Source organism: Pseudomonas sp. R28(2017), from assembly GCF_002112505.1.
Lineage (GTDB): Bacteria > Pseudomonadota > Gammaproteobacteria > Pseudomonadales > Pseudomonadaceae > Aquipseudomonas.
This window is the reverse complement of sequence record NZ_NEHW01000006.1, coordinates 296717-320482: the sequence shown is the minus strand read 5'-3', so window position 1 is coordinate 320482 and position 23766 is coordinate 296717. Positions and strand designations below refer to the sequence as shown.

The 23766-nt window shown below is 64.4% G+C and carries 23 protein-coding genes, 1 rRNA gene and 1 pseudogene; 14 read left to right on the top strand and 11 right to left on the bottom strand.

Annotated features, from left to right (window positions below):
* The first annotated feature begins 111 nt into the window (after nucleotides 1-111).
* Nucleotides 112-227 (top strand): 5S ribosomal RNA (gene rrf, locus CAF78_RS13630).
* Nucleotides 228-293: 66 nt separating this feature from the next.
* Here the strand turns inward: rrf and CAF78_RS13625 are convergent.
* Nucleotides 294-1157, bottom strand: a complete 864-nt coding sequence (locus tag CAF78_RS13625) for a universal stress protein (protein WP_085676196.1) — start codon at nucleotides 1155-1157, stop codon at nucleotides 294-296.
* 153 nt (nucleotides 1158-1310) lie between these two features.
* Between CAF78_RS13625 and CAF78_RS13620 the strand changes: the two genes are divergently transcribed.
* The gene (locus CAF78_RS13620; protein WP_085676195.1) at nucleotides 1311-1928 is read left to right on the top strand and encodes a tRNA-(ms[2]io[6]A)-hydroxylase; all 618 of its coding nucleotides are present in this window, start codon (nucleotides 1311-1313) and stop codon (nucleotides 1926-1928) included.
* Between the two features lie 3 nt (nucleotides 1929-1931).
* Here CAF78_RS13620 and CAF78_RS13615 read toward each other — a convergent pair whose 3' ends face one another.
* Nucleotides 1932-2252, bottom strand: a complete 321-nt coding sequence (locus CAF78_RS13615; RefSeq protein ID WP_085676194.1) for a YqjD family protein — start codon at nucleotides 2250-2252, stop codon at nucleotides 1932-1934.
* Nucleotides 2253-2381: 129 nt separating this feature from the next.
* On the opposite strand from CAF78_RS13615, the gene CAF78_RS13610 reads away from it, so the two are divergent.
* On the top strand, nucleotides 2382-2645 hold the full coding sequence (locus CAF78_RS13610) for a hypothetical protein (RefSeq protein WP_027920628.1): 264 nt from the start codon (nucleotides 2382-2384) through the stop codon (nucleotides 2643-2645).
* An 8-nt stretch (nucleotides 2646-2653) separates the two neighbouring features.
* On the opposite strand, the gene CAF78_RS13605 is transcribed toward CAF78_RS13610, so the two are convergent.
* Nucleotides 2654-3142, bottom strand: a complete 489-nt coding sequence (locus CAF78_RS13605) for an LEA type 2 family protein (protein WP_085676193.1) — start codon at nucleotides 3140-3142, stop codon at nucleotides 2654-2656.
* Nucleotides 3143-3278: 136 nt separating this feature from the next.
* Here CAF78_RS13605 and CAF78_RS13600 point away from each other — a divergent pair.
* The 3 genes and pseudogenes from CAF78_RS13600 to CAF78_RS13590 all read left to right on the top strand — a co-directional run.
* Nucleotides 3279-3785 (top strand): annotated as a pseudogene (locus tag CAF78_RS13600) (RNA polymerase sigma factor); the annotation flags it as partial.
* A gap of 4 nt (nucleotides 3786-3789) precedes the next feature.
* The gene (locus CAF78_RS13595) at nucleotides 3790-4665 is read left to right on the top strand and encodes a FecR domain-containing protein (protein ID WP_256573908.1); all 876 of its coding nucleotides are present in this window, start codon (nucleotides 3790-3792) and stop codon (nucleotides 4663-4665) included.
* A 129-nt stretch (nucleotides 4666-4794) separates the two neighbouring features.
* Nucleotides 4795-7218, top strand: coding sequence for a TonB-dependent receptor (locus CAF78_RS13590; protein ID WP_085676190.1), 2424 nt, complete (start codon nucleotides 4795-4797; stop codon nucleotides 7216-7218).
* Nucleotides 7219-7332: 114 nt separating this feature from the next.
* Here the strand turns inward: CAF78_RS13590 and CAF78_RS13585 are convergent, their stop codons facing one another.
* Complete coding sequence (locus CAF78_RS13585; protein WP_085676189.1) at nucleotides 7333-8223, bottom strand: LysR family transcriptional regulator; 891 nt, start codon at nucleotides 8221-8223, stop codon at nucleotides 7333-7335.
* Nucleotides 8224-8325: 102 nt separating this feature from the next.
* On the opposite strand from CAF78_RS13585, the gene CAF78_RS13580 reads away from it, so the two are divergent.
* From CAF78_RS13580 to CAF78_RS13555, 6 genes are all read left to right on the top strand, one after another.
* The gene (locus tag CAF78_RS13580; protein WP_085676202.1) at nucleotides 8326-9405 is read left to right on the top strand and encodes an extracellular solute-binding protein; all 1080 of its coding nucleotides are present in this window, start codon (nucleotides 8326-8328) and stop codon (nucleotides 9403-9405) included.
* A gap of 55 nt (nucleotides 9406-9460) precedes the next feature.
* Nucleotides 9461-10393, top strand: a complete 933-nt coding sequence (gene speB / locus CAF78_RS13575) for an agmatinase (protein WP_371856902.1) — start codon at nucleotides 9461-9463, stop codon at nucleotides 10391-10393.
* Between the two features lie 136 nt (nucleotides 10394-10529).
* Entirely contained in the window at nucleotides 10530-10847 is a 318-nt protein-coding gene (locus CAF78_RS13570) for a hypothetical protein (protein WP_085676187.1), read from the top strand.
* Between the two features lie 44 nt (nucleotides 10848-10891).
* Nucleotides 10892-12040 (top strand): PQQ-dependent sugar dehydrogenase, encoded by a 1149-nt coding sequence (locus CAF78_RS13565; RefSeq protein WP_085676186.1) that lies wholly within the window; start codon nucleotides 10892-10894, stop codon nucleotides 12038-12040.
* A 153-nt stretch (nucleotides 12041-12193) separates the two neighbouring features.
* Nucleotides 12194-13303 carry a cell division protein ZapE gene (gene zapE / locus CAF78_RS13560; protein ID WP_085676185.1) on the top strand — a complete coding sequence of 370 codons (1110 nt, stop codon included), beginning with the start codon at nucleotides 12194-12196 and terminating at the stop codon, nucleotides 13301-13303.
* Nucleotides 13304-13315: 12 nt separating this feature from the next.
* Nucleotides 13316-13897 carry a DinB family protein gene (locus CAF78_RS13555; RefSeq protein WP_085676184.1) on the top strand — a complete coding sequence of 194 codons (582 nt, stop codon included), beginning with the start codon at nucleotides 13316-13318 and terminating at the stop codon, nucleotides 13895-13897.
* 126 nt (nucleotides 13898-14023) lie between these two features.
* Here CAF78_RS13555 and CAF78_RS13550 read toward each other — a convergent pair whose 3' ends face one another.
* From CAF78_RS13550 to yegQ, 6 genes are all read right to left on the bottom strand, one after another.
* Complete coding sequence (locus tag CAF78_RS13550) at nucleotides 14024-15022, bottom strand: alpha/beta fold hydrolase (RefSeq protein WP_085676183.1); 999 nt, start codon at nucleotides 15020-15022, stop codon at nucleotides 14024-14026.
* 75 nt (nucleotides 15023-15097) lie between these two features.
* On the bottom strand, nucleotides 15098-15535 hold the full coding sequence (locus CAF78_RS13545; RefSeq protein WP_085676182.1) for a YqaA family protein: 438 nt from the start codon (nucleotides 15533-15535) through the stop codon (nucleotides 15098-15100).
* The gene (locus CAF78_RS13540; protein ID WP_085676181.1) at nucleotides 15535-15963 is read right to left on the bottom strand and encodes a DUF411 domain-containing protein; all 429 of its coding nucleotides are present in this window, start codon (nucleotides 15961-15963) and stop codon (nucleotides 15535-15537) included. Before CAF78_RS13540 ends, CAF78_RS13545 begins: the two co-directional genes overlap by 1 nt.
* 14 nt (nucleotides 15964-15977) lie before the next feature.
* Nucleotides 15978-16859, bottom strand: a complete 882-nt coding sequence (locus tag CAF78_RS13535; RefSeq protein ID WP_085676180.1) for a copper resistance protein B — start codon at nucleotides 16857-16859, stop codon at nucleotides 15978-15980.
* Entirely contained in the window at nucleotides 16852-18543 is a 1692-nt protein-coding gene (locus CAF78_RS13530; RefSeq protein ID WP_085676179.1) for a copper resistance system multicopper oxidase, read from the bottom strand. The genes CAF78_RS13535 and CAF78_RS13530 overlap by 8 nt, the downstream gene beginning before the upstream one ends.
* Before the next feature lie 47 nt (nucleotides 18544-18590).
* Nucleotides 18591-19955 (bottom strand): tRNA 5-hydroxyuridine modification protein YegQ, encoded by a 1365-nt coding sequence (gene yegQ / locus CAF78_RS13525; RefSeq protein ID WP_085676178.1) that lies wholly within the window; start codon nucleotides 19953-19955, stop codon nucleotides 18591-18593.
* Nucleotides 19956-20084: 129 nt separating this feature from the next.
* On the opposite strand from yegQ, the gene CAF78_RS13520 reads away from it, so the two are divergent.
* Nucleotides 20085-21149, top strand: coding sequence for an AI-2E family transporter (locus tag CAF78_RS13520; RefSeq protein WP_085676177.1), 1065 nt, complete (start codon nucleotides 20085-20087; stop codon nucleotides 21147-21149).
* A 9-nt stretch (nucleotides 21150-21158) separates the two neighbouring features.
* Here the strand turns inward: CAF78_RS13520 and CAF78_RS13515 are convergent, their stop codons facing one another.
* Nucleotides 21159-23222, bottom strand: coding sequence for a TonB-dependent receptor domain-containing protein (locus CAF78_RS13515; RefSeq protein WP_085676176.1), 2064 nt, complete (start codon nucleotides 23220-23222; stop codon nucleotides 21159-21161).
* Between the two features lie 230 nt (nucleotides 23223-23452).
* Between CAF78_RS13515 and CAF78_RS13510 the strand changes: the two genes are divergently transcribed.
* A complete protein-coding gene (locus CAF78_RS13510; RefSeq protein ID WP_085676175.1) occupies nucleotides 23453-23701 on the top strand; it encodes a response regulator transcription factor in 249 nt (82 codons plus the stop codon).
* Nucleotides 23702-23766: the final 65 nt, after the last annotated feature.

Below are 23766 nucleotides of genomic sequence, written 5' to 3'. Positions count from 1 at the left end.
AGCGCAGATTGCGGTGGTGAAGACGAAACGAACCGAAAGTTCGCAACATCACAAATATCGCATATCCGAATTCGCTAGGCTGTCCAGCAGGACATTCTGGCAACAGAATTTCTTGACGACCATAGAGCATTGGAACCACCTGATCCCATCCCGAACTCAGTAGTGAAACGATGCATCGCCGATGGTAGTGTGGGGTTTCTCCATGTGAGAGTAGGTCATCGTCAAGATTCATTTCGCAAAACCCCTATCTGCGCATGCAGGTAGGGGTTTTGTCTTTCCGGTTCAGCAAACCTTCAGCCCCGGGCAAGCTCCGCCAGGTGCGCCGTCGCTTCTTCGCTCTTGAGCACCAGCACATCACCCTCCAGCGAGTCGAGCACCACTTCCGAAGTATTGCCGATCAGGGCCCCGGAAATCCCGGTGCGAGCGACCGTGCCCATGACCGTGACCACGGCGTCGAGCCGTTTCTCGAAATGGGGGATCAGCACATCCGCAGGCCCCTCCGCGACATGCAGACGATCTTCACTGATATCGAATTCGGCCTGGAACGCGCTGCAGGCTTCCCGGTAGCGCTTTTCAATGGTTTCGCTCAACTGGTAGACAGGGTCAGACGCCGACAGCATGGGGGAGGGATGCGCACTGACCACGTGCAGATCGCCTTTGGCCAACCCGGCAATGGCATAGCCATGGTCGATGATGCTGGCATGCAGCCGACGATGGTCAGCGTCCTGGTTGCCGACATCCACCGCCGCGAGTATCACGCCACCAGTCCAGGGGCGCTCGCTCTTGACCATCAATACCGCGCAGGGGCACTGGCGCAACAGCTTCCAGTCGGTTGGTGTCAGCAACGCCTTCTTCAGCGGGTTGTCTGGCCGATGCTCCTTGATGACCAGTTCACACCCTTCGGCCTGCTGCACGGCGATGATCGATTCCTGCAAGGTCTCATGCCAGGTCTGTTCATGGGTGACATTGTCATAGCCATCATCATGTAACTGGCTGCCCAGCAGACTGAGCAGCGCGCTGTGGTCGTGTTTCTTGTCACACATCAGCAGATGCAGACGGGCACCGGTCACGCCGGCAATCAGCTTGGCCCGCGTCAATGCACGGCTATGGGCATGTTCCGGGTCAAGGACGACGAGGATGCTGCGGACGGCTTGCATGGCGTGGACTCCCTTCAAAGGTGGCGAGCAATGCCTGACTATAGTCGGCGCCCCTCGCGTCGCCGCTTGATGTACATCAAGCATAGTCACTGGTGCTACCCGTCGCCGTCGGTATAATCGCCGGTCCTGCCTGTCCAGTGTGGTTGTTCGCTTATGTCGCTGATCCCCGAAATCGATGCCTTCCTCGGCTGCCCGACCCCAGATGCCTGGATCGAAGCGGCACTCGCCGACCAGGAAACCCTGCTGATCGACCACAAGAATTGTGAGTTCAAGGCAGCCAGCACCGCCCTGAGCCTGATTGCCAAGTACAACACCCACCTGGACCTGATCAACATGATGTCGCGCCTGGCCCGTGAGGAGCTGGTGCATCACGAGCAGGTGCTGCGCCTGATGAAGCGTCGCGGCGTGCCGCTGCGGCCGGTGTCGGCGGGGCGTTATGCGTCTGGGCTGCGGCGCCTGGTGCGGGCCCATGAGCCGGTGAAACTGGTGGATACGCTGGTGGTCGGCGCATTCATCGAAGCCCGCAGTTGCGAACGCTTTGCGGCCCTGGTGCCACACCTCGATGAAGAGCTTGGCTCTTTCTATCACGGCCTGCTCAAAAGCGAGGCACGTCACTACCAGGGCTACCTGAAACTCGCCCACCAGTATGGCGACGAAGCGGACATCGCCCGCCGCGTCACCCTGGTGCGTGAAGCTGAAGCCGAACTGATCCAGTCACCGGATCAGGAGCTACGTTTCCACAGCGGTATCCCGATGGCACAAGCGGCCTGACGCCTAGTAGCGGCGCCCCAGCAGCAGGCCGATCACCAGGCCGAAGCCTGCCGAGACCGCCACTGTCTGCCAAGGATGGCCACCGATATAGTCCTGCGTGGCGTCGACCACCGGTTGCGCCTTGGCACGCACCTGGCCGGCAGCCTGGCGTGCCTGGCGCAGTTTCAGGCTGACCTGTGCACGCAAGGTCTCGGCTTCTTCGCCAACCAGCGCGGCGCTTTCGTTGAGCAGCTTTTCCGACTCTTCGATCAATGCCTGAAGTTCACTGAACACCTGGTCCTTGATCTGATCACTGTCGGCCAGTGCAGCAGTTTTGCGGGCCATGAACACGTCCTCGTCGATGGGGTGGTTTGAACAATGGATGCCGGCGCGCCGGGAAAGTTGCGACGGCTTTGCCGATGATGCGACGTCACGGTGTAAGATAGCGGCCATTTTCAACAGGCAGGTACCTTCATGAGTTTCAATCTGGCCAACATGAGCTTCGAGGAACGGGCGCAGATCGAGGCGGAAAAGGCCCGGCTGTTCGAGATGTGGCAGAACAACCTGGGCAAGGCCAAGGGCGAGGCCGCGCGGCTGATTTCGGAGAAATCACGGCGCAAAGGCAAGTGGGCAGAATGGGTGCGGGCCGAACTGGAGGGCATGTCGCCGCCCGAGTACGCCAACATGGTGCGCAGCGAAGTCAACAAGATGATGGCTGCGGCCAGCGCCAATCGCTGACCGCTCCCTTACCAGTACAGGCTGCCCTCCTTGGGCAGGTCCAGCTTGCCCTCGTCGGTGAAGCGCACGGTGCCCAATGGCCCGCCTGCCAGCTTGCCACGCAGCTTGTAGGGCATCCCTTGCAGTGAATCGAGCTTGCCCAGGCCATAGGCCTGACGCAGGAAGGCGAACGCGGTGATGCTCACCGGCACCACGATCACAGCCTCATCGTAGCGGCCGATGTGCCCTTGCTGGTCACTGACCCCTGCAGCCAGCGGCTGGCCGTTGACCTCCAGGTTCAGCGCGACGCCGTTGTAGTCGATGGCCGACTCGTTGGGGTTCTGCACCCTCATCTTCACCGCCATGCGCATTTCCAGTTCCTGCCCCGGCAGCGGTTCGATGCCGATCACACTGATGTTGAGCGGGTCGTGGGCCTGGAACAACGCGCAGGCGTTGAGCCCGCCGGCCAGCATCAGCACCAGCAGCAGGCGAAAGGAGCGGCACAAACGGGCAGCCATGGGTGGGGTCCTCGCCGACGAAGTAGTGCCTGCAGTGTGGCAAATGCACGCCAGCGTTGAAAGTGTCTGGCTTAATGAAAGATACTGTTTCTCATTAACGCCCGACAATCCCTCTTACTGGCAGTGCTTCCACCCAATGCTGACGTCTCCCGTGTCCGGTCTGCTGGCGAGTTTCCAGGAGCACTACGACGACCTGCTGCAGTTCCTCACCCGGCGCATGAGCGACCGGCAGCGTGCCGCTGACGTGGCCCAGGAGACGTACCTCAAGCTGGTGAAGATCGACGAGCAGGCGGTGCCGGTGCTGCATGCTCGCAGTTTCATCTTCCGCGTGGCCGGCAATCTGGCCATCGATGCGCTGCGCCGCGAACAGCGTATCGCCGCCAGCCATGAGGACAGCGATAGCACAGGGGAGGTTGTCTGCCCGGCGCCCGCGCCGGAGGCCACGTTGTTGGCCCGCGAGCGCCTGCAGATACTCGACGAAGCGCTGCTGCAGTTGCCGGGCAATGCTCGCCAGGCGCTGCTGCTCAACCGCGTCGAGGGCCTGACCCAGGCGCAGATCGCACAACGACTGGGCGTTTCCGAGAGCATGGTGGCAAAATACATCGGCCAGGCCCTGCGCCATTGCCGCGACTGGCTCAAGCACAACCATGACTGATACTTCGACCATGCACGCTCCCCAGCCGATCAGCGACTTGTCCGACGATGCCCTCGACTGGCAGGTGCTGCTGCACTCGGGTAATGCCCGCGCCAGCGACCGGGCACGCTATCGGCGCTGGTGTCAGCTGAGCCCGGCGCATGCCGAGGCGGCGCGTGAAGCAGAAGCGCTGTGGCGGGACCTTGGCCATACGCCGACTGCCCAGGTACACGAAGCAACGCCCGCGCGCCGCAGCAAGCGGCAATGGGCAACGGGCATCGCCGCCTCCCTGGTGCTGCTGGTTGCAGGCTACAGCGGCTGGCAACAGCTGCCGCTGTGGCTGGCGGACTATCACACGGGCATTGGCGAGCAGCAGAGCATTACCCTGGCGGACGGTTCGCGGGTAGTGCTCAACAGCGCCAGCGCCTTCGACGTGGCTTTCACCGCCAGCGAACGCAGGGTGACGCTGCAGGCAGGTGAGGCGCTTTTCGAAACCGTCGATGATCCCCGGCCCTTCGTGGTCGAAACCGCCGCTGAGCCCGTGCAGGGCAGTGCGGCAACCTTCAGTGTGCGCCGAGACGGCCACGTGGTGCTGGCCAAAGGCGCAGCGCAAAGCGGTGGGCACAGCCTGGCCATTGCCGCCGACGCCGGCGCGCAGACGGCCTGGCATCGCGGCAAGCTGATCTTCAATGGCAAACCGTTGGGGCAGGTACTGGCCGAGCTCGAGCGCTACCAGCACGGCCGCATTCTGTTGTCCGACCCCAAGCTCTCGGCACTCGAAGTCAGCGGTGTGTTCGACCTGAACGAGCCACAGGCCTTGCTGCGCACTCTGGAGCAGCGCTACGGCCTCAAGGTCACCTATCTGCCGTGGCTGGCCGTGGTGCACTGAGCCTGTAAAAAATAATCGAAATTTTTTTCATTTGCCGCTGCAAGTTCGTGCAAGCCAGATCGTCGTAGTGGGACTGATCAGCAACCCATTCTCAATTACGACTTGTCTGGAAGCTCATTCGTGCCTCTTTTGCCCAAGCCCACTCACCGTCGCGGCACTCGCCTGCACCATGCCTTGATCTCCTGCAGCGCCCTGGCCATGCTCGCCGGCCCCCTGCAGGCCCGGGCCGCCACCGACCTGCACGCACAGGTGCAGGCCCGCCAGGTTCAACTGGACATGCCGGCACAACCGCTGGATCAGGCCCTGACGGCGTTTGCCGATCAGGCTAATCTGCACCTGCTGTACACCACGGGGGATGTGGCAGGCTTGAGCAGCCCGGCGCTGCACGGCAGCTACAGCATCGAACAGGCGCTGCAACGTCTGCTGGCCGGTAGCGACATGGCCTGGCAGTTCAACGATGCCCGCACCGTCACCCTGCGCAAGGCTGCACCTGCACCGCAGGCGGTCAACCTCAAGCCCATCGAAGTCAGCGTTGCCTCGCGTACCAGCACCGCCATCAGCGACATCCCTGGCACGGTCTGGGTGGTGGACCAACAGCAGCTGCGTGAACAGATCGACAGCGGCGTCAGCCTCAAGGAGGCGATCGGCAAGCTGGTGCCAGGCCTGGACCTGGCGCCCGAAGGGCGCACCAACTACGGCCAGAACATGCGTGGGCGCAATGTGCTGGTGATGATCGATGGTGTCAGCCAGAACAGCTCGCGCGGCCTGTCGCGCCAGTTCGACAGCATTTCACCGTTCAACGTCGAACGTGTCGAAGTCCTGTCCGGCGCCAGCGCCCTCTATGGCGGCGGCGCCACGGGTGGCATCATCAACATCGTCACCAAGAAGGGCGAACCGGGCCCGGCACGCTTCGAGACCCAGCTCGGCGCCAGCAGCGGTTTCAACAACAGTGACGACCTGGCCACCCGTTTCGCCCAGTCGATCAGCGGCGGCAACGACAGGGTCAACGCGCGGCTGGGGGTATCCGGCGAGCAGAATGAAGCCTTCTACGATGGCGCGGGCGAGCAGATCTTCATCGACAACACCCAGACCGACCTGCAGTACAACCGCACCCTCGACGTGCTGGGCACCCTCGGCCTGAAGCTCACCGACGAGCAAAGCCTGGACCTGCTGGCCCAGTACTATGACTCCGGCAACCACGGCAGTACCGGCATCTATTTCCCCAACCTGAACTACAACGCCCCCTCTGACCTTGAGGACGCCGAACTGCGCAGCGGCTATGCTTCGGACCTGGAACCGCGTACCCGGCGCCTGCTGCTCAACGCCAACTACCACCACACCGATGTACTGGGCCAGGATTTCTACCTGCAGGCCTCGTACCGCAAGGAAGACGACAACTTCTATCCGTTCCCTTACTACAACCGCGCCACGCCGACCGGTTCGCGCGGTGTGTACTTCGCCGCCTCGCAGCAGAACTTCGAGGTCACCAGCCTCAAGGGGCTGTTCGCCAAGCAGTGGGATACCCTCAAGCTGACCTATGGCGTCGACCTGGATCGCGAGCGCTTCAATGCCGACCAGACCACCTTCGATGCCCTGACCTCATCCGCAAGCGGTGGCCTGGACCTGGACAAGCAGAGCAAGGCCGAGCGCTACCCCAGCTATCGGGTCGATGGCGTATCGGTCTACGCCCAGCTCGACTGGCATGCCACCGACAACCTGACCTTCTCCGGCGGCGCCCGGCGCCAGCAGATGGATGTGGATGTCAGCGACTTCAAGGGCGTACCGGGTGGCAGTAACGACTACCAGGTCAACCTGTACAACGTCGGCGCCATCTACGACTTCAAGAATGGCCACCAGGTGTGGACCAACTACGGCGAAGGCTTCGACCTGCCGGACCCGGCCAAGTACTACGGCAAGCCCGGGCTGAGCGTGGCGGACAACCCGCTGGCCGGTATCAAGAGCCGCCAGGTCGAGCTGGGGTGGCGCTATGCCGACCTGGATTGGGACGCGCAGGCCGCGCTGTACTACATCTGGTCGGACAAGATCATCAACGTCGACTCGCAAACCCTGACCATCGACGTCGAAGACCAGAAGAGCCGCGACTTCGGCTTCGAGGGCGCGCTGACCCGGCATTTCCAGACGGGCTGGGAAGCGGGCGGCACCCTGCACCTGACCCGTTCCGAGGAAGAGGACGCCGACGGCGACTGGATCAAGCGCGATGCCCGTTATGCCTCGCTGTCCAAGGCCACGGCGTTCGTCGGCTGGAAGGGCGATGGCCGCAGTGCGCGGCTGCAGGCCAACCATGCGTTCAGCCTGAAGGACGATGCCGACCACGAAATCGACGGTTACACCACCTTTGACCTGTTGGGGAGCCAGGATACCGGCTTCGGCACCTTCAGCGCGGGGATCCAGAACTTGCTGGACAAGCAGTACAGCACGGTCTGGGGGCAGCGGGCGACGCTGTTCTATTCGCCGACCTACGGGCCTGCCTACCTGTATGACTATCAGGGCCGTGGCCGTACCTACACCCTGACCTGGAGCATGGCTTACTGATTGTTGTTGCCTGACTCGGCCTCTTCGCGGGCAAGCCCGATCCCACAGGTTCATCACAGCCTTCAAGCCTTGTACTGTACCTGTGGGAGCGGGCTTGCCCGCGAAGAGGCCGAGTCAGGAGAACGCGTCCAGCAAATCCTCCGCAAATGCCGCCTGTGCCTCCCCCTGCACCTGTGCCCGATGCCGAGCCAAGGTGAACGGCACCACAAAATCCAGCCCCGGATCCAGCGCCCGCAACATCCCCTGGGCCTCCCAGCTCGCCGCACAATGACACGGCAGATAGCCAATATGCCGCCCCGAGAGAATGAACGTCAGCACGCTCTCGATCTGTTCCGCCACCGCCATGCTGCGCCGGCTCTGGAACGGCTCGCCGCCCTTGAGAAAACGGTAGGGATGGCGTACCTGATCGGCATCCAGCAACTGTTCGAGCGCCACCTCGGCCACGTCGAACAGTGAATGGCCCTTCGCGCAATACAACCGCTGGCGTTCTTCGAACAACGGCTGATAGTCGAACGCCGCCTGATTGCCGGAAAAGTAGCTGATCGCATAATCCAGCCGCTGCTCCAGCAACAGCCGCTCCAACTCGGCAGGTGGCGCGCTGATCAATTCCAGCTGCACCGACTCGTCTCGCCCACGAAAGCGTGAAATGGCTGAGGCCAGGCGCAGGCTCACGGCTGCATCCTGGTTCTCCGCCATGCCCACCCGCACCGTTCCCAGCAGGCGCCCGGCCACGCCGTTGGCCTGCTGGCGGAACAGCTCGATGTTCAGCAACAGGCCACGCGCTGCCTCCAGCAGCAACTCACCCTTGTCGGTCAGGCGAAAGCCACCTTTGCCGCGGCTGCACAGGCGATAGCCGAGCCGAGTTTCCAGCTGCGCCATGCGCTGGCTGATGGTGGGCTGGCTCAAGCCCAGCACACCCTGGGCGGCACTGAAGCCGCCGGCCTCTACTACAGTGACGAACAGCCGCAGCAGGTGCAGGTCGGGGTCGTGCAGTTGTCCGAGCATTACATTGCTCCTGATGAATGTCAGCTTTGTAAACTTGCCATTCTTGCAATGTTACCCGGCTGGCATGCTGGCGGCATCCACCCATTCGCCGAGGTGTCCGTCATGCGTCGATCGTTGTGCCTGTTGTCCCTGGTCCTGGCCCTGCCGCTGCAGGCCGAAGAAAAGGTCGTCAATCTCTACAGCTGGGCCGACTACGTGGCCCCGGAAACGCTCCAGCGCTTCGAACGGGAAACCGGCTACAAGGTGCGTTACGACACCTTCGACACCACCGAGGTCCTGGAAACCAAGCTGCTCACCGGCCGCAGCGGCTACGACGTGGTCGTGCCTTCAGCCACTGTGCTGGCCCGGGCGCTCAAGGCCAATGCCCTGCAACCGCTCGATGCGCAAGGCATGCCGGGGTACGCCAACCTCGACAAGGACCTGCTGGCCAAGCTGGCCGAGACCGACCCTGGCAACCGCTACGCTGTGCCCTACACCTGGGGAACCCTGGGCCTGGGGGTGAATGTCGAGGCCGTGCGCCAGCGCCTGGGTGATGTGCCGCTGGACAGTCTCGACCTGCTGTTCAAGCCCGAGTACGCCAGCCGCCTCAAGGAATGCGGCATCGCCATGCCGGACTCGCCGCAGGAAGTGATCGGTGTCGCCCTCAACTACCTCGGCAAGGACCCCTACAGCCAGGACAAGGCTGATCTCAGCGCCGCGCAGAACCTGCTGAACCAGCTGCAACCGTCGGTCAGCTATGTCGCCAATGGCCGGCAGATCAGCGACCTGGCCAACGGCAGCGTGTGCCTGGCGCTGACCTACAACGGCGATGCGGCCATGGCCGCCGACCAGGCGCGCCGCGCCGGCAAGCCGTTCGAACTGATCTACCGCATCCCCCGTGAAGGCACGCTGGTGTGGCAGGACAACCTGGTCATCCCCAAGGACGCCCCGCACCCGGAAGCTGCTCGGGCATTCATCGCTTTCATGCTCAAGCCAGAGTCGGTGGCAGCGCTGACCAATACGCTGTTCTTCGCCAACGCCAACCAGGCAGCGACGCCTCTGGTCGATGACGCCGTGCGCAATGACCCGGACATCTACCCACCTGCCGACGTGCGTGAGCGTTTGTATGCCGACCGCAGCATGGCGCTGTCCGACCTGCGCCAGCGCAACCGGCTGTGGACAGCCTTCCGCAGCCGCCAGTGACCGATCAACCCAAAGGAGCCCAACCGTGGAACACGCCCAGAACAACGACCAGGCCATGACCCGCGACAGCCTGTACGGTACCGCAGCGGAAAGTACCTACGCCGGTATCACCAGTTTTTCCCGTCGCCGCTACAGCCGTGACTTGCGCGGGGTGGATGTGGTGGTCAGCGGTGTGCCGTTCGACACAGCCACCAGCAACCGCCCTGGCGCACGCTTCGGGCCGCGCGCAATCCGCGCCGCCTCGGTGCAGCAGGCCTGGGCGCGCCACTGGCCCTGGGCGTTCGACCCGTTCGACCATCTGGCCGTGATCGACTATGGCGACTGCGCCTTCGACAGCGGCACCCCACAGTCGGTACCGGACAGCATCCAGGCCCACGCCGAGCGTATTCTTGAGGCCGGTTGCGCCATGCTCACCCTGGGCGGTGACCATTTCATCAGCTACCCGCTGCTCAAGGCCCATGCCCGGCGCCACGGCCCGCTGGCGCTGATCCATTTCGACGCGCACAGCGACACCTGGCCGGACGAGGAGGGGCGCATCGACCATGGCACCATGTTCTGGCATGCCGCGCGCGAAGGGCTGGTCGACCCGTCCTGCTCGGTGCAGGTCGGCCTGCGCACCACCAATGACGACAGCCAGGGCTTCGCCATTCTCGATGCCCGGCAGGTGCACCGCCAGGGCACCGAAGCGATCATCGCGGCGATCCGCCAGCGGGTCGGTGACCGGCCGGTGTACCTGACCTTCGACATCGATTGCCTGGACCCGGCGTATGCGCCCGGCACCGGCACCCCGGTGTGCGGCGGCCTGAGCACGGTGCAGGCGCTGGAGATCCTCGGTGGCCTGCGCGGCATCAACCTGGTGGGCATGGACCTGGTGGAAGTGGCGCCGGCCTATGACCACGCCGACATCACCGCACTGGCCGGGGCCACGCTGGCCATGGAGATGCTGTGCCTGTACGCGGCACGGCACAAGGTCGACATTGCCCGGTGATCGGCAAGCCTGGTGGGCAACGCCACCAGGCCCATACTGAAACATCAGGAATCGCATTCACACTTTTGCCGCGAACCCTTCGCGCCTTAGGCTATCCAAACGCTCAAGGCGCGCTTTTTCGTACAGGAGGTGAAGCATGAACCTTACATTGCCCACCCTGGCCACCGGCCTGCTGCTGTGCCTGCCGGTGCAGGCCGCGCCCGTGCAGCCGCTGCAGCTCGCCGCCAGCAACAACAACCCGTACAACAGCCCGATCCAGCGGGCCAACCCCAACAGTCGCCAGGGCAGCATGCCGGCCACACCGCCTGTGCGCGGCCCGTCCACCGAGCCCATCTACCGCACGCCAAGCCTGGACAACCGCGGCATTGGCAATGGCGAAAACATGCGCCGCCAGCAGCAGGCGCCCAACCTGGACCCGCCGCGCCCACCGCGTGATACCCAGCGCGCGCCCTGAGCCCCTGCTCGGCCGAAGCCCCACTCGCTTGAAAGGAATCCTGCATGATCCGAATGACCTGGCTGACGACCCTGACCGCTGCCGCACTGCTGCCCCTGATGGCCCATGCCGCCCCCGAGCAGCAGTTTCCCAGCGAGGAAGGGCAGCTTACCGTCAGCACCGTGACCGATGGCCTGCGCAACCCTTGGGCGCTGGCGTTCCTGCCGGGTGGCAAGGACATGCTGGTCACCGAGCGCCCCGGCAACCTGCGGGTGATCAGCGCCGAAGGCAAGGTCGGGCCGCCCATCAGCGGCGTGCCCAAGGTCTGGGCCGAAGGCCAGGGTGGCTTGCTCGACGTGGTGCTGTCGCCCCAGTTCACCAAGGACCGCACGGTGTACCTGTCGTATTCCGAGGAGGGCAGTGACGGCAAGGCCGGTACGGCAGTGGGCCGTGGCCAGCTGTCCGAGGACCGCAGCCGGCTGGAAAACTTCAGCGTGATCTTCCGCCAGCAGCCCAAGCTCTCGGTAGGCAATCACTTCGGCTCGCGGCTGGTATTCGACCGCGACGGGTTCCTGTTCATCGCCCTGGGCGAGAACAACCAGCGCCCGACCGCTCAGGACCTGGACAAGCTGCAGGGCAAGGTGGTGCGGATCCTGCCCGACGGCGAAGTACCCAAGGACAACCCCTTCGTCGGCAAGCAGGATGTGCGCCCGGAAATCTGGTCGTTCGGCCACCGCAACCAGCAGGGTGCGGCGCTCAACCCCTGGACCGGCAAACTCTGGACCCACGAGCATGGCCCGCGCGGTGGCGACGAGATCAACATCCCGGCGCCTGGCAAGAACTATGGCTGGCCAATCGCCACGCACGGTATCAACTACTCGCTGCTGCCGATCCCCGAGGCCAAGGGCAAGCATGTCGACGGCATGGTCGACCCGCACCATGTCTGGGAGAAGTCGCCCGGCATCAGCGGCATGGCCTTCTATGACAGCCCGACCTTCAAGGCCTGGGATCACAACCTGTTCATCGGCGCGCTGGCGACCCAGGAGTTGATCCGCCTGCAACTCGATGGCGACAAGATCGTCCATGAGGAGCGCTTGCTGGGTGACTTGAAGGCGCGCATCCGGGATGTGCGGGTGGGGCCGGATGGTTACTTGTATGTGCTGACCGATGCCAAGGATGGGGCACTGCTGAAGGTCGGCCTGAGCGAGGGCTGAAGGAGCTTTTCTCCTGCACTGGCCCTTTTGCGGGCAAGCCCGCTCCCACAGGTTCACCACAAGCCTGAGGTCGGTGCGATCCCTGTGGGAGCGGGCTTGCCCGCGAAAGGGCCAGTGCAGACAATAGAGCACTGACTGGCCAAACCACCTACTATGCCCCTCGATCCGCAGTCCCTCTATCATCAGACTCTCACCGAGCAAGGCTTCGCCCATGACCCTGCTCAAGCCCAGGCTGTCACGGCCCTACAAGCCTGTTTCGAAGCCTTGGAGAATGGCCATGCCACCCAGGGCCTGTACCTCTGGGGCCCGGTCGGCCGTGGCAAGACCTGGCTCATGGACCTGTTCCACCGTTGCCTCAGCGTCCCGTCCCGGCGCCAGCACTTCCATCACTTCATGGGCTGGGTTCACCAGCGCCTGTTCCAGCTCAACGGCACTGCCGACCCCCTGAAGGCCCTGGCCCGGGAACTGGCCGGGCAGATCCGTGTGTTGTGCTTCGACGAGCTCTTCGTCAGCGACATTGGCGATGCGATCATCCTTGGCCGCCTGTTCCAGGTGCTGTTCGATCACGGGGTGGTGGTGGTCGCCACCTCCAACCAGCCGCCGCAGCACCTTTACCGCGATGGCTTCAATCGTGAGCGTTTCCTGCCAGCCATCAGCGCCATCGAGCGGAACATGCAGGTGCTTTCGGTGGCAGGCGAGCAGGACCATCGCCTGCACCCGGGCGCGCAGCGCCAGCGTTACTGGGTCGCTGAGGAGGGGACCAAGGGCGGTGCGCTGGCAGCGGTGTTCCAGCAGCTCAGCCCGGATGACCCCGGCAGCACTGCGCCACTGCAAATCGGCTCGCGGCAGATCGAGGTGATCCGGCGCAGCACTCAGGCTGTGTGGTGCCACTTTGCCGAGTTATGCGAACGGCCCCTGGCCGCCATGGAGTTCATGGCCTTGTGCGATCAATTCCCGGCGATCCTGGTCGAGGGCATCCCGGCCCTGGGCGGTGAGCAACGGGCCGGGCGCATCGCCCGCGGCACCGAGGATGGCGCGGCGCGTATCGTGGCAGGCGACCGCGAGCTGCCGAGGCTGTCACCCAAGGATGACGCCGTGCGCCGTTTCATCGCCCTGGTCGACGAATGCTATGACCGCCGGGTGGCCCTGTACCTGGAGGCGCAGGTTCCGCTCGATGCGCTCTACACTCAAGGGTATCTGGCGTTCCCGTACCAACGGACCCTGAGCCGGCTACGGGAGATGCAACTGCAACGCTTCGCCTGAAGGAGCCGAACCATGGAGCCGCTGTCGCATCATCTGCTGACCCAGGCCTACAACAATGGCTGGGCCAACCACCGCCTGTACAAGGCCTGCCTGCAACTGACCCACGACGAGTTCGTCGCCCCCCGTTGCAGCTTCTTCCCGTCGATCAAGGCCACCCTCAACCACCTGCTGACGGTGGACTGGTTCTACCTCGACATGCTCGAGTGCGAACAGCGCGGCGAGGCGCCGAACCCGGACGGCGAGCGCTTCTTCGAACCGGAGCAGCCATTCGCCACCTGTACCGACCTGCATGCCGAGCAGGCCCAGGCCGACCACCGGCTGATCGCCTACTGCAGCCTGCTGCAGGACGCTCAACTGGCGCGCTATGTGAGCATCGTGCGACCGCAGCGGATCCAGCGCGAACAGCGCCTGCGCCTGCTGGCGCACCTGTTCGAGCACCAGATCCATCACCGTGGCCAGGTGCATGCGATGCTCAGCGACACTGCGGTGCGGCCGCCGCAGCTGGACGAGTTTTTCTGCGAAGAGGAAGCCGACCTGCGGGCTTTGGATTTTGCCGAACTCGGCTGGAGCGAAGCGCAAGTCTGGAAGGGTTAGCGCTGTATCTGTGGGAGCAACTGTCTTGCTCAATTTCTCGAAGCTGGCGCCATCCCCTGTGGGAGCCGGCAAGCGCGGCTCCCACAAGTACAGCGTATCCCTGGAAGCGGATGCTAATCCTAGCAGTCAGCGGCCGAGCCACTCCACCAGCGTCCGGTTGAAGCGCCGTGGCTCCTCGATCTGCGGCGCATGCCCCATGCCCTCGAAGGTCACCAGCTCGCCCTGTGGAATCAGCTTGGCAACCTGCGGCCCCAGTTCCTGGTATTTGCCCAGCTTCGCTTTCACCTCGGGCGGGGCGATGTCGCTGCCGATCGCCGTGGTGTCCTGATCGCCGATCATCAGCAGGGTCGGCATCTTCAGGTCCTTGAACTCGTGATACACCGGCTGGGTGAAGATCATGTCGTAGATCAGCGCCGAGTTCCACGCCACCGCCTCATGCCCCGGCCCCTGGTTCAGCCCCACCAGCATCTGCACCCAGCGCTCGTATTCGGGCTTCCAACGCCCGGCGTAGTAGGTCTTGCGCTCGTACTCGCGCACGCCTTGGGCATCGAGCTTGAGTTCGCGGGCGTACCACTGTTCCACCGTGCGGTACGGCACGCCGAGGGCTTTCCAGTCTTCCAGGCCGATGGGGTTGACCATCGCCAGGCGCTCGACCTGCTGTGGGTACATCAACGCATAGCGGGTCGCGAGCATGCCCCCGGTGGAGTGGCCGAGCACGATGGCCTGCCTGACGCCCAACTGCTCGAGCAGGGCGTGGGTATTCACCGCCAGTTGCTGGAAGCTGTACTGGTAGTGGGCCGGCTTGCTCGAGGTGCAGAAGCCGATCTGGTCAGGGGCGATCACCCGGTAACCCGCCTGGCTCAAGGCGTCGATGGTGGTTTCCCAGGTGGCGGCGCAGAAGTTCTTGCCATGCATCAGCACCACGCTGCGACCATTGGCCTGGCCTTGGGCCGGCACATCCATGTACCCCATCTGCAGGTGCTGGCCCTGGGACTGGAAGTCGAAATGCTTGAGTGGGTGGGGGTAGCTGAAGCCTTCGAGCTGTTTGCCGTAGGTGGGCGATTCGGCAGCGATGGCCGGGGCGCCGACGAGGCAGGCCAGGGCCAGGGCGGTTGCGCGCAGCATGGGGGCACTCCGTGTAGGACCATGTAGGAATTGGCGACTGTAGCAGTCAGTGGCCCACCTTAAACGTTAAAGGTGTTACCAGGCATGAAACCAGCCCAGGGTAATGATCGCCACGACGATGTAGCGCCCGCCCTTGGCCAGGGTCACCAACAGCAGAAAACGCCAGAACGGCTCACGCATGAGGCCGGCAATCAGCGTCAGCGGGTCGCCGATCACCGGCATCCAGCTCAGCAGCAGCGACCATTGCCCCCAGCGCTGGTAACGCTGTTGTGCGCGCTCCAGCTGGCTGGCGCTGAACGGGAACCAGCGCTTGTCGCGCAGATGCTCGATGGCCCGCCCGAGCAGCCAGTTGACCACCGAGCCCAGCACATTGCCCAGGGTGGCGACCAGCAGCAGGGTCAACCAGGCTTCGGGCTGGCGCAGCAACAGGCCGACCAGTACCGCCTCCGATTGCAGCGGCAGCAGGGTGGCGGCACCGAAGGCGCTGAGAAACAGCGCCCAGAGGCTCAGCATCAGTAGCTGGCGACCACAGTGTCCTGGCCATCCTGGGTCACACCGATGACCTGGTAGGCGTCCTTGTGGTCACCCATTTCCATGCCGGGCGAACCCATGGGCATACCCGGCACGGCCAGGCCCTTGAGATCGTTGCGCCTGGCCAGCAGGCGCACCTGTTCGGCGGGCACATGGCCTTCGACGAACTTGCCGTCGATCACCCCGGTGTGGCACGACGCAAGGCGCGGCGCCACGCCCAGGCGCTGCTTGACGGCGCTCATGTTCGGTTCGACGTGGTCGTTGACGGTGAAGCCGTTGTCGCGCAGGTGGCTGATCCAGGCCTTGCAGCAGCCACAGTTGGGGTCGCGATAGACATCGATGGTTTCGGCGGCCTGGGCCAGGCCGGTGATAGCCAGCAGGCCGAAGGTGATCAGGTGTTTACGCAGCATGGTCAAGCAACTCCTTAGAAACGCAGGCGGATACCTGCCACCAGGCGGGTCTGGCCGAGGTCTTCGCCGGCCTCGCGGGCCTGCTCGGCGCGATTGCCGTGCAGGCGCTCGAAGCTGACCCCGACGTAGGGTGCGAAGCCCCGGTTGATTTCATAGCGCAGGCGCAGGCCGACTTCGCTGTCGGCCAGCCCGGCGCCCTGTTCGAGGCTGGCATCGTTACGGCCGAAGAAGTTGGCTTCCAGGTTCGGCTCGAGGATCCAGCGGTTGGTCAGCAGGATAGCGTAAGCGGCCTCCAGGCGCAGCGCGCTTTGTTGTCGCTCGCCGGCATAGGCTGTGGCTTCAAGCTCCAGGCCATAGAGCGGGGTGCCCTGGATACCGAAGGCGGCCCAGGCCTGCCCGCTGGCCGGCTTGAAGTCCTGGCGCAGGCCGCCGACCAGTTCCCACCACGGGCTGATCGCGTGGCCCCACAGTGCCTGCAGCTCGGCCTTGTGGGTCTTGCCCTGTTCCCGCTCACCCTCGGTGCGCAGCCACAGGCGGTCGATGTCGCCACCGACCCAGGCCGTGGCGCTCCACTTGAGGGCGCTGCTGCTTTCGAACTGCTGGGATTCCAGTTGATCCACAATCACCGCCCAATTGAGCGCGCGATCATGCACCTGATGGCCGGGCAAGGGCGGGAAGGCCGCCTGGCGGTCGGCGTCGGTCAGCTCGGGGAGCGGTGTGCGGGGTTGGCTCGGCGCACTGCCGTGGTTCATCGGGTCGTGGTTCATCTGGCTGTGGTCCATCGGCATGGCGCCATGGTTCATGTGCGCCATATTGGCGGCCATGGCCCGTTCGCTGGCCAGCAGCGCGGCCAGGGCGACCCCCGTGACCAGGCGCCGGTTGCTGATCTCATTCATCGACCCGTACCTCGCGGAACATGCCGGTCTCCATGTGGTAGAGCAGGTGGCAGTGATAGGCCCAGCGGCCCAGGGCGTCGGCGGTGACCCGGTAGCTGCGGCGGCTGCCGGGCGGCATGTCGACCGTGTGCTTGCGCACCATGAAGCGCCCGTGCTCGTCCTCAAGGTCGCTCCACATGCCGTGCAGGTGGATGGGGTGGGCCATCATGGTGTCGTTGACCAGCGTGATGCGCACCCGCTCGCCGTAGGTCAGGCGCAACGGCGCGGCATCGCTGAACTTGACCCCGTCGAACGACCAGGCGAAGCGCTCCATGTGCCCGGTCAGGTGCAGTTCGATATCCCGTGAAGGCTCGCGGCCGTCCGGGTCGGGGTAAGGGCTGCGCAGGTCGGCATAGGTCAGCACCCGGCGGCCGTTGTCGCGCAGGCCGATACCGGGGTCGGCCAGGTTGGCGCGCGGGGCCATGGCCTGCATGTCGACCAGCGGGTTGCCGGTTTCGCTGGCGGGGTGGCCTGGCATGCCGCTCATGCGGGTGTGGTCCATGCCGGCCATGGTGCCGTGATCCATCGCGCCCATGCTGCCGTGGCCCATGTCGTCCATGTTCAGCACAGGTCGAGGGTCAGGCTCCGGTACCGCTGCCTGCAGGCCCCTGGCGCGGGCCAGGGTGCCACGGGCGTAGCCGCTGCGGTCCATGCTCTGGGCGAACAGGGTGTAGGCGGGCAGGTCGCCGACGGTCACCAGCACGTCATAGGTTTCGGCCACCGCGATGCGCAGTTCGTCCACATTCACCGGCGTCACCGGCAGGCCGTCGGCGGCGATCACGGTCAGCGTGAGGCCCGGAATGCGGAAGTCGAAGTAGGTCATGGCCGATGCATTGATCAGGCGCAGGCGCACGGTTTCGCCGGGCTGGAACAGGCAGGTGAAGTTGCCGTCGGGGGGCTGGCCGTTGAGCAGGTAGGTGTAGCTGGCGGCGCTGATGTCGGCAAGGTCGGTCGGGCTCATGCGCATGCGCGCCCAGGCCAGGCGCTCGTTGACGGTGTTGCCCCAGCCCTGGTCGGCGACGTCGCTGACAAAGTCGCCGAGCGTGCGCTTGTGGTAGTTGAAGGCGTCGGACTGTTTTTTCAGGGTTGCCAGCAACATTTCGGGCGCCTGGTCGGACCAGTCGCTGAACAGCAGCACATGGTCGCGCTGGTAGGTGTGCGGCTCGGGCTCGCGCGGCTCGATGACAATCGCGCCATACACCCCGGCCTGCTCCTGCAGGCCGGAATGGCTGTGGTACCAGTAAGTGCCGCTCTGGCGCAGGGTGAACCGGTACAGGTAATCACCACCCGGCGCGATGCCAGCGAAGCTCAGGCCCGGCACACCGTCCATGTTGGCCGGCAGGAGGATGCCGTGCCAGTGGATCGAGGTGTCCTGGTCGAGGCGGTTGCGCACGCGCAGGGTCACCGTGTCGCCTTCGCGCCAGCGCAGCAGCGGGCCGGGCAGGCTGGCGTTGAGGGTCAGCGCGGTGCGTGGTTGGCCGGTGATGTTGATCGCGGTCTGGCCGATGAACAGCTCGAAGTGCTGGCCGGCCAGCTCGCGGCCGTCGCTGGCCTGGGCCAGCGGGCGCCACACGCCCAGGCCGGCCAGTGTGGTGGCGGCGCCCAGGCCTTTGACGAAGGTGCGGCGGGTAGGGTTGCGCAACATGGCGTGGCCTCATGCGGGGGAGCCACGATCCTCGCCGGTTGCGCCTGTCAGCTGGCTGAGGCGCAGATTACAGCCTTGTCAGGCGCCTGTTCAGCGTTGCCCAGGTCGCGCATCAGCAGGCCGTACTCAAGGGCAACCTGCTCGGGAATCGGCAGGTACACCACATGGCCGTCGCCGGGGGCCACCTCGATGGCCTGCTGCTGGCGGTCGAGCAGGCGGTGCAGGTCGAAGTGGTAGTTGCCCCGCGGGGTCATCAATTCCAGGTGGTCACCCAGGGCGAAGCGGTTCTTCACCTTGACCTCGGCCAGGCCGTCGACGCGCACACCGGTCAGCTCGCCGACGAACTGCTGGCGCTCGGACTGCGAGTTGCCGCGCAGGTAGTTCTGGTATTCATCATGCACATGGCGGCGCAGAAAACCTTCGGTGTAGCCGCGCTGTGCCAGCGACTCGAGGTTGTCCATCAGGCTCATGTCGAACGGCCGCCCGGCCGCGGCGTCGTCGATGGCCTGGCGGTAGGACTGCACGGCCCGGGCGCAGTAGAAGTGGCTCTTGGTGCGGCCCTCGATCTTCAGCGAGTGCACGCCCATGGCCGCCAGGCGCTCGACGTGCTGGATGGCCCGCAGGTCCTTGGCATTCATGATGTAGGTGCCATGCTCGTCCTCGAAGGCTGGCATCTCGCTGCCCGGGCGATTGCTCTCCTGCAACAGGAATACCTGCTCGGTGGGCGTGCCCAGGCCCAGCGTCGGTTCGACTTCGCGGACGATGTCGCCAGTGGCGTTTTCCGTGGCTGGCGTGGCCTCGTATTTCCAGCGGCAGGCATTGGTGCAGGTGCCCTGGTTGGCATCGCGCCGGTTCAGGTAACCAGACAGCAGGCAACGGCCGGAGTAGGCCATGCACAATGCACCATGGACGAACACTTCCAGTTCCATGTCCGGTACCTGCTGGCGGATTTGCTCGATCTCTTCCAGCGACAGTTCGCGCGACAGGATGACCCGGCTCAGGCCCAGCTGCTGCCAGAACTGCACGCTGGCCCAGTTCACCGTGTTGGCCTGTACCGACAGGTGCACCGGCATCTGCGGAAAATGCTGGCGCACCAGCATGATCAGGCCCGGGTCGGACATGATCAGCGCGTCGGGTGCCATCGCGATCACGGGCGCCAGGTCGTTGAGGAAGGTCTTGAGCTTGGCGTTGTGCGGGGCGATGTTGACCACCACGTAGAAGCGCTTGCCCAGGGCATGGGCCTCGGCGATACCCAGCGCCAGGTTGGCGTGGTCGAATTCGTTGTTGCGCACCCGCAGGCTGTAGCGTGGCTGGCCGGCGTAGACCGCGTCGGCACCGTAGGCGAAGGCATAGCGCAGGGTCTTGAGGCTGCCGGCGGGGGCAAGCAGTTCGGGCTTGGCGGGTAGGTTCATGGGCGCACCGGGGCAAAGGCGCGGATGCTAACGGCTGGTCGCAGGCGTGGTATTGATTTGAATCAAGGTCAGGATGGCACTTTTGCGTAAATGGCGTGCACTAATAACCATCACCCTCAAGGAGCCGCCATGAACCAAGACGCCCTGCAGAACAAAGCCCTGGCAGTACTCCTGACACTGGTGACCATCGCCTTCGTGTGGATTTTGCTGCCGTACTACGGTGCCATCTTCTGGGCGGTGATTCTCGGCATCCTGTTCGCGCCGTTGCAGCGCCACCTGCTGATCCGCTTCGGCCGCCGGCGCAACCTGGCGGCGGCCTGCACGGTGCTGGTGTGCCTGCTGGTGGCGGTGCTGCCGGTGATCGTCACCAGTGCCTTGCTGGTGCAGGAAGGCGCGACGCTGTACCAGCGTATCGAGAGCGGGCAGCTGGACATCGCCGGCTACGTCGAGCGCGGCAAGGACATGCTCCCGGCCTATGCCCAGCATGGCCTGGACCGCATGGGCATGGGCAACCTGGACGGGCTGCGCGACAAGATCACCAAATGGGCCACCCAAGGCAGCCAGGTCCTGGCCAGCCAGGCGTTCAACTTTGGCCAGGGCACCTTCGAGTTCCTGGTGAGCTTCGGCATCATGATGTACCTGCTGTTCTTCTTTCTGCGCGAAGGCGCCGACGTGGCGCGCCGGGTACGCCTTGCGGTGCCGCTGCCGGAACACCAGAAGCGCCGCCTGCAGCTGAAGTTCAACCGGGTGGTACGCGCCACGGTCAAGGGCAATGTGCTGGTGGCCATCACCCAGGGCGCACTGGGTGGTTTCATCTTCTGGGTGCTGGATATTCCCAGTGCGTTGGTCTGGGCGGTGCTGATGGCGTTTCTGTCGTTGCTGCCGGCGGTGGGGGCGGGGATCGTCTGGGCACCGGTGGCAGCGTATTTCCTGCTCACCGGGGCAATTTTGCCGGGGGTGATCCTGACGGCGTTCGGGGTGCTGGTGATCGGCCTGGTGGACAACCTGCTGCGGCCGATCCTGGTAGGCAAGGACACGCGCATGCCCGACTACCTGATCCTGGTGTCCACCCTGGGCGGCCTGGCGGTATTCGGGCTCAATGGCTTTGTGATCGGGCCACTGATCGCGGCGTTGTTCGTTTCCAGCTGGGCGATTTTCGCCGCGACCAAACCTCAGGTGCAGTTGCCGTCCTGAGGTGCTGTTTCAGCGGAAGCTGTACGAAACCCCGGCGTATACAGCAAAGCCTTCGCCCGGTGTCGAGCGGGCAATGTCCTGCCCGGCATCGTCGTACCCTGGGGTCACGGTCGCCGCGTAGCGCTTGTTGGTCAGGTTGCGCAGGTCCAGCCAGGTCTGCCAGTCCTGTTTCGGCGAGTCCCAGCCCAGGCGCGCGCCGAGCAGGGCATAGGCATCGGCGTGGTAGCTGTTGGCGTAGTCCACCTGCACCTTCGACGCCATTTGTGTGTTGACCCCGGTATAGAACCCGCTCGGCCAGTCGTAGCGCAGTTCGGCCTGGTAGTAGTGCATGGGAATGCCGGGCAGGCGGTTGTTACCGAACTTGTCGTCGTCGCGGTAGTGGAAGTCGCTGAAGGTGTAGGCCTGGCGCAGGCTCAGCCTGCCCGTGCCGGGTTGCTCCCAGAGGAGGCTGTCCAGGCCGGCCTCGACGCCCTGGTGCACGGTGGGGCTGGCGTTGAACTCCTTGAACGGCAAGCCTTGCACCACTTCCACGTTCAGCAGTTCATGACGCACTTGCGCGTAGTACCAGGCCAGGTCCCAATGCCCCAGCGCCGAATCGCCACGGGCACCCAGCTCCAGGGTGGTGGCGGTCTGGTTCTGCATCTTCATGGGCTGGTTGCTGACCGGCGCACTCCACACCAGGGACCACGGATGCGGTGGTTCCACCGACCGGCTGAGGTTGCCGTAGACCTGCAGGTCCGGGCGAATGTCGTAGCGCAGGCCAACGCGGGGGGCGTAGTCCCAATCATGCTGGCTGACCCGGCCGCCATTGGCCGGGTAAGTGACATCGCTTTCACGGCGGGTGTAGATCATCGCCAGGCCCGTGGTCAGCCACAGGTCGGGGATCAGCTCCAGGTCGTTGCCCACATGCAACACGGTGTCCGAACCCTGGTAGGTAAAGTCGCGCGTGCGGGCGCCGACCACATCGTTGACCCGCGAAAACTGCGAAGCGCCACTGTTGGGCAGGTGCTTGGTGGTGCGCCAGCCGACGGTGGTCTTGCTCTCGTGGCCGAGCAGGGTGTCGCGACGCAAGTAGTTCAGCGTGCCGCTGACATCGGCATAGGCCACCTTCAGGCGCATGGGGCCTTCGCGCAGGTCCATCGGGTAGTCGTGATAGACCAGCCCGGCCTCCAGGCGCGAATCGTCGTCGAGGTAGAAGGTGGTCTTGTTGCCCACCCAGGTGCTGCCCGGTTGCGGACGGCTGTCGTTGCGCGACAGGTAGCTCGGGTTGGCAGCACGGGGGTCGTGCTTGATCTGCTCCTTGGTCAGGCGCCCGGCCAGTTCGTTTTCGGTTTCCCGGTAGCGCAGGTAGAAGCGCGTCTCCAGGTTCGGGTTGAAGCGGTAGCCGACATTGGCGGCGATGCCTTTCGCGCTGCCGCTGCTGTGCGCCTGGTAGCCGTCGTACTCCGCGTCGGTGAGGGCCACGTAGTAGTCGAGGTTGCCCAGTACCTGCCCCGAGCTGACGTGGCGGTGCTGGTAACCGCGGCTGCCGACTTCATAGCGCACCTGCAGCGGCGCGGCGTCGTAGCCCGTGTGGGTCACATAGTTGATAGCCCCGCCCAGGGCCAGCGAGCCTTGATCGAAGCCGTTGGCGCCGCGCAGCACTTCGGCGCGGCTCAGCCACAGGGGTTCGAACAGTTCATAGGGTGTGCCGCCCGGGCCGGTCAGCGGCAGCCCGTCGAACATCGTGTACACACCGGAGCCATGTGCGCCCGGGGCGCGGTTGATGCCCGAGCCACGGATCGACAGCTTGATGCCATCGTTGCCGGCCGATTGGGCGAATACCCCAGGCTGGTAGGCCAGCACATCCTGGTTGCTGGCAACCCGGCCTTGCGCCACCTTGCCCATGTCCACCAGGTTGCAGGCACCGGGTACTGCTCGCAGGCGTTCGCGGGCGTCGTCCAGCTCGCTTTGCGCTTCGTCGTTGATCAGCACCTGGCCCAGTTCGACCGCAGGTGCAGCCGTGGTTTGCTGGCTGACGGTGAAAACGGCCAGCAGACCAAGGTAAGACGAGAAGGGTAAAACGGGACGCATCGTACAACTCCAGGCGATAGGCGGACGGACAACGGCGTTGTGACGCACGAAATGCCGGTCGAAGCACGACGACAAGAAATATTCCTGTGTAGTTCGTGTTGGACGGATGTGTAAGACGGTTCTTTACAAGTTGCATCGCTGGCACGGGCAGGGCTGGCCTTCGTAAGGTGGCCCCATAGGCGGCAGCACTGTCCGCTGCCACATCTGGCGACTACGAGGGGAACTCAGCGATGGAAACCAACCTGCGACGGACACCTGAAGGCCATGCCGATGCGCCGATCTACCTGACACCGCGTGAACAGCAAGTGCTGCTGTGGTGCGCCTATGGCAAAAGTTCATGGGAGATCGGCCAGATCCTGCAGTGCAAAGAATCTACGGTGAACTTTCACGTGGCCAACCTGCTGCGCAAGTTCGATGTTCCCACGCGTGTGGCGGCAGTCATCAAAGCCATCCGCTATGGCATGCTGGCCGAACAGTGAGGATGATATGCGTGCAGAACACCTGAGCTACCCGTCATTGTCCGAGCTTGTGTGCAAGACGGGAC

Coding starts and splice junctions, on each gene's coding strand:
- CAF78_RS13625 (WP_085676196.1), bottom strand. CDS start 1,157: ATGCAAGCCGTCCGCAGCATCCTCGTCGTCCTTGACCCGGAACATGCC.
- CAF78_RS13570 (WP_085676187.1), top strand. CDS start 10,530: ATGAACCTTACATTGCCCACCCTGGCCACCGGCCTGCTGCTGTGCCTG.
- CAF78_RS13540 (WP_085676181.1), bottom strand. CDS start 15,963: ATGCTGCGTAAACACCTGATCACCTTCGGCCTGCTGGCTATCACCGGC.
- CAF78_RS13615 (WP_085676194.1), bottom strand. CDS start 2,252: ATGGCCCGCAAAACTGCTGCACTGGCCGACAGTGATCAGATCAAGGAC.
- CAF78_RS13580 (WP_085676202.1), top strand. CDS start 8,326: ATGCGTCGATCGTTGTGCCTGTTGTCCCTGGTCCTGGCCCTGCCGCTG.
- CAF78_RS13545 (WP_085676182.1), bottom strand. CDS start 15,535: ATGCTGAGCCTCTGGGCGCTGTTTCTCAGCGCCTTCGGTGCCGCCACC.
- CAF78_RS13620 (WP_085676195.1), top strand. CDS start 1,311: ATGTCGCTGATCCCCGAAATCGATGCCTTCCTCGGCTGCCCGACCCCA.
- CAF78_RS13595 (WP_256573908.1), top strand. CDS start 3,790: ATGACTGATACTTCGACCATGCACGCTCCCCAGCCGATCAGCGACTTG.
- yegQ (WP_085676178.1), bottom strand. CDS start 19,955: ATGAACCTACCCGCCAAGCCCGAACTGCTTGCCCCCGCCGGCAGCCTC.
- CAF78_RS13530 (WP_085676179.1), bottom strand. CDS start 18,543: ATGTTGCGCAACCCTACCCGCCGCACCTTCGTCAAAGGCCTGGGCGCC.
- CAF78_RS13535 (WP_085676180.1), bottom strand. CDS start 16,859: ATGAATGAGATCAGCAACCGGCGCCTGGTCACGGGGGTCGCCCTGGCC.
- CAF78_RS13510 (WP_085676175.1), top strand. CDS start 23,453: ATGGAAACCAACCTGCGACGGACACCTGAAGGCCATGCCGATGCGCCG.
- CAF78_RS13555 (WP_085676184.1), top strand. CDS start 13,316: ATGGAGCCGCTGTCGCATCATCTGCTGACCCAGGCCTACAACAATGGC.
- CAF78_RS13605 (WP_085676193.1), bottom strand. CDS start 3,142: ATGGCTGCCCGTTTGTGCCGCTCCTTTCGCCTGCTGCTGGTGCTGATG.
- CAF78_RS13515 (WP_085676176.1), bottom strand. CDS start 23,222: ATGCGTCCCGTTTTACCCTTCTCGTCTTACCTTGGTCTGCTGGCCGTT.
- CAF78_RS13520 (WP_085676177.1), top strand. CDS start 20,085: ATGAACCAAGACGCCCTGCAGAACAAAGCCCTGGCAGTACTCCTGACA.
- CAF78_RS13585 (WP_085676189.1), bottom strand. CDS start 8,223: ATGCTCGGACAACTGCACGACCCCGACCTGCACCTGCTGCGGCTGTTC.
- CAF78_RS13550 (WP_085676183.1), bottom strand. CDS start 15,022: ATGCTGCGCGCAACCGCCCTGGCCCTGGCCTGCCTCGTCGGCGCCCCG.
- CAF78_RS13610 (WP_027920628.1), top strand. CDS start 2,382: ATGAGTTTCAATCTGGCCAACATGAGCTTCGAGGAACGGGCGCAGATC.
- CAF78_RS13565 (WP_085676186.1), top strand. CDS start 10,892: ATGATCCGAATGACCTGGCTGACGACCCTGACCGCTGCCGCACTGCTG.
- speB (WP_371856902.1), top strand. CDS start 9,461: ATGACCCGCGACAGCCTGTACGGTACCGCAGCGGAAAGTACCTACGCC.
- zapE (WP_085676185.1), top strand. CDS start 12,194: ATGCCCCTCGATCCGCAGTCCCTCTATCATCAGACTCTCACCGAGCAA.